The 11,116-nt window shown below is 71.3% G+C and carries 11 protein-coding genes; 6 read left to right on the forward strand and 5 right to left on the reverse strand.

Annotated elements, in window-relative coordinates; all coding sequences use genetic code 11:
- Positions 1–99 precede the first annotated feature (99 nt).
- The 3 genes from AOK23_RS19150 to AOK23_RS19160 all read left to right on the forward strand — a co-directional run bounded on the left by AOK23_RS19150 (position 100) and on the right by AOK23_RS19160 (position 2,745).
- Positions 100–1,584: an aldehyde dehydrogenase gene (locus AOK23_RS19150; protein ID WP_055713918.1), complete on the forward strand. Its 1,485-nt coding sequence runs from the start codon at positions 100–102 to the stop codon at positions 1,582–1,584.
- Positions 1,584–1,817 carry a ferredoxin gene (locus tag AOK23_RS19155; RefSeq protein WP_055713919.1) on the forward strand — a complete coding sequence of 78 codons (234 nt, stop codon included), beginning with the start codon at positions 1,584–1,586 and terminating at the stop codon, positions 1,815–1,817. Before AOK23_RS19150 ends, AOK23_RS19155 begins: the two co-directional genes overlap by 1 nt.
- A gap of 67 nt (positions 1,818–1,884) precedes the next feature.
- A complete protein-coding gene (locus AOK23_RS19160; protein ID WP_055713920.1) occupies positions 1,885–2,745 on the forward strand; it encodes a tetratricopeptide repeat protein in 861 nt (286 codons plus the stop codon).
- Positions 2,746–3,032: 287 nt separating this feature from the next.
- Here AOK23_RS19160 and AOK23_RS19165 read toward each other — a convergent pair whose 3' ends face one another.
- Positions 3,033–3,698 (reverse strand): TetR family transcriptional regulator, encoded by a 666-nt coding sequence (locus AOK23_RS19165; RefSeq protein WP_055713921.1) that lies wholly within the window; start codon positions 3,696–3,698, stop codon positions 3,033–3,035.
- A 208-nt stretch (positions 3,699–3,906) separates the two neighbouring features.
- Here AOK23_RS19165 and AOK23_RS19170 point away from each other — a divergent pair, with 208 nt between their 5' ends.
- The 3 genes from AOK23_RS19170 to AOK23_RS19180 are packed head-to-tail and all read left to right on the forward strand — an operon-like array spanning position 3,907 to position 7,276.
- Positions 3,907–5,394: a glycosyltransferase family 4 protein gene (locus AOK23_RS19170; protein WP_055713922.1), complete on the forward strand. Its 1,488-nt coding sequence runs from the start codon at positions 3,907–3,909 to the stop codon at positions 5,392–5,394.
- Complete coding sequence (locus tag AOK23_RS19175; RefSeq protein WP_055713923.1) at positions 5,388–6,176, forward strand: class I SAM-dependent methyltransferase; 789 nt, start codon at positions 5,388–5,390, stop codon at positions 6,174–6,176. The genes AOK23_RS19170 and AOK23_RS19175 overlap by 7 nt, the downstream gene beginning before the upstream one ends.
- Complete coding sequence (locus AOK23_RS19180) at positions 6,173–7,276, forward strand: prenyltransferase/squalene oxidase repeat-containing protein (protein WP_055713924.1); 1,104 nt, start codon at positions 6,173–6,175, stop codon at positions 7,274–7,276. The genes AOK23_RS19175 and AOK23_RS19180 overlap by 4 nt, the downstream gene beginning before the upstream one ends.
- 187 nt (positions 7,277–7,463) lie before the next feature.
- On the opposite strand, the gene AOK23_RS19185 is transcribed toward AOK23_RS19180, so the two are convergent.
- The 4 genes from AOK23_RS19185 to AOK23_RS19200 all read right to left on the reverse strand — a co-directional run bounded on the left by AOK23_RS19185 (position 7,464) and on the right by AOK23_RS19200 (position 10,941).
- Positions 7,464–7,751, reverse strand: a complete 288-nt coding sequence (locus tag AOK23_RS19185; RefSeq protein WP_055713925.1) for a hypothetical protein — start codon at positions 7,749–7,751, stop codon at positions 7,464–7,466.
- Positions 7,752–7,786: 35 nt separating this feature from the next.
- Positions 7,787–8,797: an LLM class F420-dependent oxidoreductase gene (locus AOK23_RS19190; RefSeq protein WP_055713926.1), complete on the reverse strand. Its 1,011-nt coding sequence runs from the start codon at positions 8,795–8,797 to the stop codon at positions 7,787–7,789.
- A gap of 115 nt (positions 8,798–8,912) precedes the next feature.
- Positions 8,913–9,764 (reverse strand): hypothetical protein, encoded by an 852-nt coding sequence (locus tag AOK23_RS19195; protein ID WP_107102818.1) that lies wholly within the window; start codon positions 9,762–9,764, stop codon positions 8,913–8,915.
- 172 nt (positions 9,765–9,936) lie between these two features.
- The gene (locus tag AOK23_RS19200) at positions 9,937–10,941 is read right to left on the reverse strand and encodes an N-acetylmuramoyl-L-alanine amidase (RefSeq protein ID WP_055713927.1); all 1,005 of its coding nucleotides are present in this window, start codon (positions 10,939–10,941) and stop codon (positions 9,937–9,939) included.
- Positions 10,942–11,116: the final 175 nt, after the last annotated feature.

The raw sequence follows: 11,116 nt of genomic DNA on the forward strand, positions 1-11,116 counted from the left end.
ACCCTGCATCGCCCACCCCGTGGACTCCTCGAACCGGAGCTGGTATCAGTTCCCTATCTGATGCAGCGTCAGAAATCGGCTCCGGGGAGGCAGTCGGCCATGACCGAGCTCGTGGAACACGGACAGCTGTTCATCGGCGGGGAGTTGACGGACCCCCTGGGCACGGACGTCATCGAGGTGGTCTCGCCGCACTCGGAGGAGGTCATCGGCCGCGTACCGCACGCCTCGCGCGCGGACGTCGACCGGGCCGTGGCCGCCGCGCGGAAGGCGTTCGACGAGGGGCCGTGGCCCCGCACGACCCTCGACGAACGCATCGAGGTCGTCGCCCGTATCAAGGACGCCTTCGCCGTGCGCCACGAGGAGTTCGCCCGCCTCATCAGCGCCCAGAACGGCACCCCTTTCACCTCCAGCGTCATGGTGCAGGCCCTCGCCTCGATGATGGTCTGGGACGCGGCGATCACCACGGCACGGAACTTCACCTACGAGGAGCACCGCGACGGCGTGCTCGGGAAGATCCTCGTGCGGCGCGAACCGGTCGGGGTCGTCGCGGCCGTCGTCCCGTGGAACGTCCCGCAGTTCACCGCCGCCGCCAAACTCGCCCCCGCCCTGCTCGCGGGCTGCCCCGCGATCCTGAAGGTCTCGCCCGAGACCCCGCTCGACGCGTATCTGCTCGCGGAGATCGCCGCCGAGGCCGGCCTCCCGGAGGGCGTCCTGTCGATCCTCCCGGCCGACCGCGAGGTCAGCGAGTACCTCGTCGGGCACCCGGGCGTCGACAAGGTCTCCTTCACCGGCTCGGTCGCCGCGGGCAAACGCGTCATGGAGGTCGCCGCCCGCAACCTCACCCGCGTCACCCTGGAGCTGGGCGGCAAGTCCGCGGCGGTGATCCTGCCGGACGCCGACGCGCAGACCGCCGTCAACGGCATCGCGCCCTTCGCCTGGATGATCAACGGCCAGGCGTGTGTCGCCCAGACCCGCATCCTCGTCCCGCGCACCCGCTACGACGAGTTCGCCGAGGCGTTCGCGGCCGCCGCCTCCGCGCTCAAGGTCGGTGACCCCCTCGACCCCGCCACCGAACTCGGCCCGCTCGTGGCGCAGCGGCAGCAGCGCCGCAGCCTCGACTACATCCGCATCGGCCAGGAGGAGGGCGCCAAGATCCTCACCGGCGGCGGCCGCCCCGCCGGCCTCGACCACGGCTGGTACGTGGACGCCACCCTCTTCGGCGACGTCGACAACTCCATGCGCATCGCCCGCGAGGAGATCTTCGGCCCGGTCATCTGCCTCCTCCCGTACGACGACGAGGCCGAGGCCGTACGGATCGCCAACGACTCCGACTACGGCCTGAGCGGCAGCGTGTGGACCGCCGACGACGAGCGCGGCATCGAGATCGCCCGCCAGGTCCGCACCGGCACGTACTCCGTCAACACCTTCAGCCTCGACATGTTCGGCCCCTTCGGCGGCTACAAGAACTCCGGCCTGGGCCGCGAGTTCGGCCCCGAGGGCTACGGCGAGTACCTGGAGCACAAGATGATCCACCTGCCCGCCGGGTACCAGCCGCCCACCACCACCGGCGAGGGGGTGGGCTGATGGGCGACCGCTGGCGCGTGGAGGTCGACCGGGCGATCTGCATCGGCTCCGCCCAGTGCACGCACCTCGCCCCGGACGCCTTCCGCCTCGACACCGCGATGCAGTCCCACCCCGTCGAACCGGAGACGGACGCCAACGAACGCATCCTGAAGGCGGCGGAGGGCTGCCCGGTGGAGGCGATCTCGATCGCCCTGCCCGGCAGCGGCGAGCCGGTGTTCCCCTCGGAGGAGTAGCCGCTCACCACCCCTTACGCTGTGCTCTCGTATCACCGTGAACCATCAGTGACCAGGGCGGGAAAGCGTGCGGAAGTCCGAGGCCAAGCAGTTGATCGAGCAGGCGCGTGCGGCCTGGGACGCCGAGGAGTGGCAGCGCGCCGCCGACCTCTACGAGCAGGTGCTCGTCCACTACCCGGACCTGGAGGCGAGCGCGGTGTGGTGGTACGACGCCGCGCTCGGCCACAAGTTCCTGGGTAACTGGGAGAAGGCGTACGAGCTCGGCGTCCAGGCCGCCGCCCGCTCCCCGCGCGGCGAGGGCGACCCGGCGTTCTGGAACCTCGGTATCGCCGCGACCATCCGCCGCGACTGGGCGACCGCCCGCGACGCCTGGTCCGGCTTCGGCATCGACCTGCCCGACGGCGAGGGCGAGATCGCCGGCCGCTTCGGCAACGCCTGCGTACGCCTCGACACCGACGGCGAACGCGAGGTCGTCTGGATAGAACGCCTCTGCCCCACCCGTGGCCGCGTCCTCAACGTGCCCGTCACCGGCGGCCGACGCTACGGCGAGATCGTCGTCCACGACGGAGAACCGAAGGGCGAACGGGTCGTCGCCGGCACGACCTACCCCGTCTTCGACGAGCTCCTCCTCTTCGAACCCTCCGACCTGCCCACCCTCTCCGTGACCGTCGCCGCGGCCGAACAGGCCGACCTGGAGGCCCTCCTCCAACTGTTCACCGACCACGACTTGTGCGCGGAACCCGAGAGCAGCCTCGTCGTCCACTGCGCCTGCTGCAGCGAGGGCACCCTCCACAAGGAGCGCAGCGTCCACGCGGGCGCCCAGCGTGTGTCCCTCGCGGCCCCCGAGGACGACGCCCGACGCCTGCTGGACCGATGGGCGGGCGAGACGGCCGTCGGGCGCAGCTGGAGCGGGCTGGAGGTCGTGTAAAAAATCCCCTTTGGGGGGTTGCGTACGGCTACAGGCGTTCTATTCTGGAATTCGGCCTACGGGACGAGTGAGGGAGTTCGACCGGAGTAGCCGACGCAAGCGTGAGGCGCAGGTCTCCGCTGGTGCCGACGTCGACGGTCGGGCTGAGAGGCCGGAGGTCGCTGGTACAGGACCGACGGCGACCCCCAGCACCTGATCCGGGTAATACCGGCGCAGGGAACCCGTCTCGTAGGTCCTTCATGTGCTCGTAGGTCTTCATCCGCCCCGGCGCCCGTGCGGCGCCGGGGTCATGTCGCGTCCCTCGCGTCCCCTGGTGCCGTCAGGTCGATCAGGCGGCAGACCGTCTCGATGTCGATCTTCACCTGGGCGATGGAGGCACGGCCGGAGAGCCAGGTGATGAGGGCCGAGTGCCAGGTGTGCTCGATGACGCGGACGGCGGAGAGCTGCTCAGGCGTGGGGCGCTCCAGGCCCATCGCGTCCAGGATGATCGCCGTCGTCTGGTGGGAGACCTGGTCCACCTCGGGGCTGACGCTGCGGTCGGCGAACGTGAGCGCGCGGACCATGGCGTCCGCGAGGTGCGGCTCTCTCTGGAGCGCGCGGAACGCCCGCATCAGGGTCTCCGCCACCCGCTCCGCGGCCGTCTCGCCGGTCGGCGGCTTCTTCCGCAGCGTGCCGTGCATGTGCTCCAACTGGTCCTGCATCGTGGCGACCAGCAGATGGATCTTGGAGGGGAAGTAGCGGTAGAGCGTGCCGAGGGCGACCTGCGAGGACTCGGCGACCTCACGCATCTGCACGGCGTCGAAACCGCCCCGGCTGGCCAGCTGCGCGCTCGCGTGCAGGATCCGGCGCCGGCGGGCCTCCTGCCGCTGGGTGAGGGGCGGCGAGTCCGGCCGCGACTCCGGTCGCGGTTCCTGTCGTGCGCTACTGGCGTCCACCTTGGCTTCCGCAGGCATGGGTACCGTTCCGTGACAGTCGGTGAGGGCGTGCGATCCGACAGCATGCCAGGGCGCGTGCCGTGGCGTGAATCACCTGATCCACCGCTCACCGCGGCCCTACCTGCCGGTAGATTCAGTGCTCCTTGAACGATCAAGTCTGTAACTTGTTCTAGATTACCGTCCCGACGTAATCTCACCGGACAACACAGGCAGAAGGGGGCCGAGAGTGACCGCTGAGGCCAGTGAGGCGGGGCATCGGGCCAGCCCCGCCGCCGACGGCGGCCGACCGCTCAACATCGCGCTCCTCACCTATAAAGGGAACCCGTTCTGCGGGGGCCAGGGCGTGTACGTACGGCACCTCTCGCGTGAACTCGCCCGCCTCGGCCACCGGGTCGAGGTCATCGGCTCCCAGCCCTACCCCGTCCTCGACGAGGACGCGGTTCCCGACGCCGGACCGGGCGGGCTCTCCCTCACCGAGCTGCCCAGCCTCGACCTGTACCGTCAGCCCGACCCCTTCCGCACCCCGAAGCGCGACGAGTACCGCGACTGGATCGACGCGCTCGAAGTGGCGACGATGTGGACCGGCGGCTTCCCCGAGCCCCTGACGTTCTCCCTCCGCGCCCGCCGCCATCTGCGCGCCCGGCGCGGTGAGTTCGACGTCGTCCACGACAACCAGACCCTCGGCTACGGCCTGCTGGGCGAGGTGGGCGCGCCCCTCGTCACCACCATCCACCACCCCATCACCGTCGACCGGCAGCTGGAGCTGGACGCCGCCGAGGGCTGGCAGCGCCGTATGTCCGTACGCCGCTGGTACGCGTTCACCCGTATGCAGAAGCGCGTCGCGCGCCGGCTGCCGAGCGTGCTCACCGTCTCCGGCACCTCCCGCCAGGAGATCGTCGACCACCTCGGCGTACGCGGCGACCGCATCCACGTCGTCCACATCGGCGCCGACACCGACCTCTTCTCGCCCGATCCGTCCGTCGCGCGGATACCCGGCCGGATCGTCACCACCTCCAGCGCCGACGTGCCGCTGAAGGGCCTCGTCTTCCTCGTCGAGGCGCTGGCGAAGGTCCGCACCGAGCACCCCGCCGCCCATCTGGTGGTCGTCGGCAAGCGGCCCACCGAGGGCCCCGTCGCCCAGGCCATGGAGCGCTACGGCCTCGACGGCGCCGTCGACTTCGTGAAGGGCATCTCCGACGCCGAGCTGGTCGACCTGGTCCGCTCCGCCGAGGTCGCCTGCGTGCCCTCCCTGTACGAGGGGTTCTCGCTGCCCGCCGCCGAGGCCATGGCCACCGGCACGCCCCTGGTCGCCACCACCGGCGGCGCCATCCCGGAGGTCGCCGGACCCGACGGCGAGACCTGCCTCGCGGTGCCCACGGGCGACGCGGGCGCCCTGGCCGCCGCGCTGAACCGGCTGCTCGGCGACCCCGACCTGAGGGCCCGGCTCGGGCACGCGGGCCGCGAGCGGGTGCTGCGCCGGTTCACCTGGGCCAGGGCCGCCGAGGGCACGGTCGCCCACTACCGCGAGGCGATCGCCCGCGCCGAGGGGCGCCCGGCGGCGACCGCCGCGCGCACCGCCCCCCGCGCCGTACCGGCGGCGGACCACACCACCGGCCACACCGCCGACCGAGTCGTCGACGCCCACGAGGCCGTCGAAGAAGCAGTTGAAGCAAACCGCGAAAGCGCCGACCGCGAAAGCAGGGCCACGTGCTGACCGTCGACTTCTCCCGGTTCCCGCTCGCCCCGGGGGACCGCGTCCTGGATCTCGGCTGTGGAGCGGGCCGGCACGCCTTCGAGTGCTACCGGCGCGGCGCCCAGGTCGTCGCCCTCGACCAGAACGGCGACGAGATCCGCGAGGTCGCCAAGTGGTTCGCGGCGATGAAGGAGGCCGGCGAGGCCCCCGAGGGCGCGACGGCCACGGCCATGGAGGGCGACGCCCTCGCCCTGCCCTTCCCCGACGAGTCCTTCGACGTCGTGATCATCTCCGAGGTCATGGAGCACATCCCGGACGACAAGGGTGTGCTCGCCGAGATGGTCCGGGTGCTCAGGCCCGGCGGCCGCATCGCGATCACCGTCCCGCGCTACGGTCCCGAGAAGGTCTGCTGGACGCTGTCCGACGCGTACCACGAGGTCGAGGGCGGCCACATCCGCATCTACAAGGCGGACGAACTGCTCGGCAAGGTCCGCGAGGCCGGCCTCAAGCCGTACGGCACCCACCACGCGCACGCCCTGCACTCGCCGTACTGGTGGCTGAAGTGCGCGTTCGGCGTCGACAACGACAAGGCGCTCCCGGTCCGCGCGTACCACAAGCTGCTGGTCTGGGACATCATGAAGAAGCCCCTGGCCACCCGGGTCGCCGAACAGGCCCTCAACCCGTTGATCGGCAAGAGCTTCGTGGTGTACGCGACGAAGCCGCACCTGCCGCGGATCGCCGACGCCGACGTGACAACGGCCGGGACCGAGTCCGGTGCCGAGGCCGGGGTGGCCGCCAAGTGACGACGCCCCGGACAGAACACCTGGTCCTGCCCGGGGTACTGACCGCCGAGCAGGCCGCCGCCACCGTCCGCGGGATCCTCGCGGTACAGCGGGAGGACGGCGCGATCCCCTGGTTCCGCGGACACCACCTGGACCCCTGGGACCACGTCGAGGCCGCCATGGCCCTCGACGCGGCCGGTGAGCACGACGCCGCCGAGCGCGCCTACACATGGCTGCTCCGGCACCAGAACGAGGACGGCTCCTGGTACGCCGCGTACGCCGACGGTGACGCCGCCGACGTCACCGACCGCGGCCGGGAGACCAACTTCGTCGCGTACATAGCCGTCGGCGTCTGGCACCACTACCTGGCCACCGGCGACGACACGTTCCTCGACCGCATGTGGCCCGCCGTGCACGCGGCGATCGAGTGCGTGCTGCGGCTCCAGCAGCCCGGCGGGCAGATCGGCTGGAAGCGCGAGGACGACGGCACGCCCGTGGCCGACGCCCTGCTGACCGGCTCCTCGTCCATCCACCACGCGCTGCGCTGCGCGCTCGCCATCGCCGAGCAGCGCGAGGAACCCCAGCCGGACTGGGAGTTGGCCGTGGGCGCGCTGCGGCACGCGATACGCCGGCACCCCGAGCGGTTCCTCGACAAGGACCGCTACTCGATGGACTGGTACTACCCGGTGCTGGGCGGCGCGTTGACGGACGCGGAGGCCAAGTCCCGTATCGAGGAGGGCTGGGACCGCTTCGTCGTCCCCGGCTTCGGCGTTCGCTGCGTCGTCCCCAACCCGTGGGTGACGGGCGGCGAGTCCGCCGAACTCGCCCTCGCGCTCTGGGCGATGGGCGAGTCCGACCGGGCCCTGGAGATCCTCCAGTCCATCCAGCACCTGCGCGACCCCGCGACCGGTCTGTACTGGACGGGCTACGTCTTCGAGGACGGGGCCGTCTGGCCCGAGGAACTGACCTCGTGGACGGCGGGATCACTGTTGCTGGCGGTGGCCGCGCTGGGCGGCGACGAGGCGACCTGCGCGGTGTTCGGCGGGGAGCGACTGCCGCGCGGCTTGGACGACTTCGACGACTCGGAGTGTTGCGCTCCCCCTTCCGGGCAGGGGGCTTGAGGTCCTGAGGTGGCCGCGGGTGAGCGGGGGCTGGTCGCGCGGTTCCCCGCGCCCCTGAACACCCCCGGGCCCGGCCCGTGCTTTTCAGGGGCGCGGGGAACTGCGCGAGCAACCACGGCCCACCCGCAGCCACCCGGAAGCCCCAGCCACCCGAGCTCCGACCGGGCGGCCCCGAGCGGCGACGCACTCAGTGACGGTGCATGCGGTTCGCGATGGCGTGGCCCACGAACAGGTAGACCACGGCGGCGAGCCCGTACCCGGCGACGACCCGCGCCCACTGCTCGTCGAAGGTGAACAGGTCGTGGGACCAGCCGGCGAGCCAGCGGGCCGCGTCATGGACGAACTGCACGAAGTCGTTCGCGCCGTTCGCACCGAACAGATACATCAGGATCCACAGGCCCAGAATGAAGGCCATCACGTCCGCGACGATCGCGATGACCCGGCCCGCCTGGTTGGAGCCGCTATATCGAGACATGCTTGACGGGTTGCCGCTCACGCGTGGCTGAAACCCTAGGAGTTCAGCTCGGCCAGCACCCGCAGCGTCGCCGGGTCCGGCGACACGACGAGCAGATCCGTCACCGGCCCCTTCCGCCACACCTCCAGCCGCTCGGCGATCCGCTCCCTCGGCCCCACCAGCGAGATCTCGTCGGCGAACGCGTCCGGCACCGCGAGCACGGCCTCCTCGCGACGGCCGTCGAGGAACAACGCCTGTATCCGCCGCGCCTCTTCCTCGTATCCCATGCGTGCCATGAGGTCGGCGTGGAAGTTGCGCTTCGCGTGCCCCATCCCGCCGATGTAGAAGCCGAGCATGATCTTCACGGGTAGCAGTCCCTCGGCGACGTCGTCGCAGAGCTGCGCCCGCGCCATGGGAGCGACGAGGAACCCCTCGCGCGGATCGCCCAACGACGCCTCGTACACGTCCGTCCGCGTCGGCGACCAGTACAACGGCAGCCAGCCGTCGGCGATCCGGGTGGTCTGCGCGATGTTCTTCGGCCCCTCGGCGCCCAGCAGGACGGGCAGATCGGACCGGAGGGGATGCGTGATGGACTTCAGCGGCTTGCCCACGCCGCTGCCGTCAGGACCGCGGTACGGCAGCGCGTGAAAACGCCCGTCCAGCTCGACGGGGCCCTCCCGCCTGAGCACTTGTCGTACGACATCGACGTACTCCCGCGTCGCGGTCAGCGGCGACCTCGGGAACGGCCGCCCGTACCAGCCCTCCACGACCTGCGGCCCGGACAGCCCGAGCCCGAGGAGCATCCGACCGCCGGAGAGATGGTCGAGGGTGAGCGCGTGCATGGCGGTGGTCGTCGGCGACCGCGCCGCCATCTGCGCCACGGCCGTCCCGAGCTTGATCCGCGACGTGCGCGCCGCGATCCAGGTGAGCGGCGTGAACGCGTCCGACCCCCACGACTCGGCGGTCCACACCGAGTGGTACCCGAGCCGCTCCGCCTCCTGAACGAGCGGCACATGATCCGCCGAAGGACCACGCCCCCAGTACCCCAGAGCCAGACCGAGCCGCATACGCCGCCTCCTGACGCCCCGTCAGTTCCACTGGCCAGGAGGGCGACTGTACGACAACGGCCCCCCGCTCGGAAGAGCGAGGGGCCGGTCGTACGGCGAGGGTGCGGCGTCGCGCTCAGCCGCGCTGGATGCCGGTGGTGTCCTGGAGGACACCGCGACGGCCGTCCTGGGTCTGGGCGACCAGGTTGGCGCCGCGCTGCTCGACCGCCAGGTACCAGGTACCGGGGGCCAGTTCGGCGATCGTCGACTGCGAGCCGTCCTCGGCGAACAGGGGACGCGCCACGGGCACGGCGAACCAGAACGGAGAGAAGTCCCCCGCGGGCGGCTGCGGAGCGGCCTGCGCCTGCTGCGGCTGCGGCTGCGGCTGACCCCCACCGAACGGCGCGCCCGGCTGCCCCGGCTGGGGCTGGCTCGCACCGAACGGCGCCTGAGCACCGGCACCCGGGTAGCCGTAACCACCGGGAGGCTGGGCACCGTACGGCTGCGGAGCCGCCGGACGCGGGGCGCCGACGAGGGCGGCCTTCAGCGCGGGGACGAGGGGGGTGGCGATGGCCGCGGCGGCCATGATCAGGGTCGCGATGAGGGCGAGGATGAGGCCGGTTCCGGCGTCGGTGCTGCTGCTGCCCGAGCCGCTGCCGAAGTTGTCGGCGCCGCCGGCCGGGTCGAAGATGTTGCCGAGCGCGCTCCACGCGGCGAATACCGTGAAGGCGATGCCGAAGTGGCCGAGATCGATGCCGGCGATCTTCGGCGCCTGCGGCAGCCCCCTGGCGATGACGATGAACACGGCGCCGAAGAGCCCCGCCAGCACGACGCTGAGCAGCACCGGCCCGCTCTCCCAGAGGTTCGGGAGTTCGAAGCTGTCAGGAACGCCGTCGAGGGAGTAGTTGTCGAGGAACGACGCGATGAACAGCAATACCGCTGCTCCGATCACGACGCCGTCGCCTCTGGTGAGGGAGCGGATATTCACTTCAGGTCCTTCGTCAGTCGTCTCGTCATCGGTGTGGAGGCGTCGCTGTTCACCATGGCGCCATCAGGCTCAGGTGGGAAGCGCGGGGGTGGCCCCTCATCGTAGGGATGACCATATCGTCCACCCGACGTAGGTGTACGTCGGGATTGCCACGATGATCACGACCCTCCCCCTACCCGCGCAGGAAACTCACGATTCCCTCAGAGATCCCCTGCGCGGCCTTCTGCCGCCATGTGCCGGTGGTCAACAGTGCCGCGTCCTTGCTATCGCGCATATTGCCGCACTCGATGAACACCTTGGGAACCGTTGACAGATTGAGACCGCCCAGGTCCTGACGTGTGACGAGACCGGTACCTCCGCCCACATAGTTGGAGGGAGCGCTGCCCGTCTCGCGGACGAACTTGCCCGCGATGCGCTCCCCGAGGTCGCGGGAGGGACCGACGATGGGCCGGGTGTCGGCGGCGCCCTCGTGCACCGCGCCCGGCAGGATGACGTGGAAGCCGCGGTTGCCTGCCGCCGAGCCGTCGGCGTGGATCGACACCACCGCGTCGGCCTCCGCCGCGTTGCCGATGCGGGCCCGCTCGTCGATGCAGGGGCCCCACTCCCGGTTGCCGTCCTGCGTGAACTTCACGGTGGCGCCCTGCTGTTCGAGGAGCGCCCGGACCCGGCGCGACACGTCCAGCGTGAACTCGGCCTCCGTGTAACCGCCGTTGGTCGACGTCCCGGTGGTGTCGCACTCCTTCATCCCGGTGCCGATGTTCACCTTGCGGTTGATCTCGGCGGTGTGCCGGAAGTTCCCGGAGTTGTGGCCGGGGTCGATGACGACGACCTTGCCTTTCAGGGGGCCGTCGGCGGCGGCCCCGGAGGAGGCGGTCGGGCTCGCCTTCTTGCCGTCGTCCCCCTTCCTCCCGTCCTTGCCGTCCTTGTCTTCGCCGTCCTCGGAGGCGGTCGGCTCGGTGGAGGGCGTCGGCGACGCCGGGGGAGCGGTTCTCGGCTGGTTGCGCGCGGCCGCCCGGTTCGACCCGTCGTCCCCGCCGCCGGGGTCGCCGACGGCCTGCCACACCCCCCAACCGGCCACCGACCCCACCACGACGGCGGCGACGGCCACGGTCAGCGGGCGGCGGAGAGGCGAACGGCGGGGCTGGGGCGGCTCGAAGTCCGGTCCTACGTACGACACGCCTGCCACCATACGGGGCGGGCCGGCGCCGGCGCGCCCCGTATGGTGGCAGGCGTGTCGTACGTAGGACCGGACTTCGAGCCGCCCCAGCCCCGCCGTTCGCCTCTCCGCCGCCCGCTGACCGCTGCCGGCGCCGCCGTCGTGGTGGTGCCGGTGGCCGGTTGGGGGGTGTGGC

It is taken from the genome of Streptomyces torulosus (assembly GCF_001419765.1).
GTDB lineage: Bacteria > Actinomycetota > Actinomycetes > Streptomycetales > Streptomycetaceae > Streptomyces > Streptomyces torulosus.

Bases quoted from the DNA above. Each gene is read 5' to 3' on its own strand.
- AOK23_RS19150 (WP_055713918.1), top strand. From the start codon at position 100: ATGACCGAGCTCGTGGAACACGGACAGCTGTTCATCGGCGGGGAGTTG.
- AOK23_RS19155 (WP_055713919.1), top strand. From the start codon at position 1,584: ATGGGCGACCGCTGGCGCGTGGAGGTCGACCGGGCGATCTGCATCGGC.
- AOK23_RS19165 (WP_055713921.1), bottom strand. From the start codon at position 3,698: ATGCCTGCGGAAGCCAAGGTGGACGCCAGTAGCGCACGACAGGAACCG.
- AOK23_RS19185 (WP_055713925.1), bottom strand. From the start codon at position 7,751: ATGTCTCGATATAGCGGCTCCAACCAGGCGGGCCGGGTCATCGCGATC.
- AOK23_RS19190 (WP_055713926.1), bottom strand. From the start codon at position 8,797: ATGCGGCTCGGTCTGGCTCTGGGGTACTGGGGGCGTGGTCCTTCGGCG.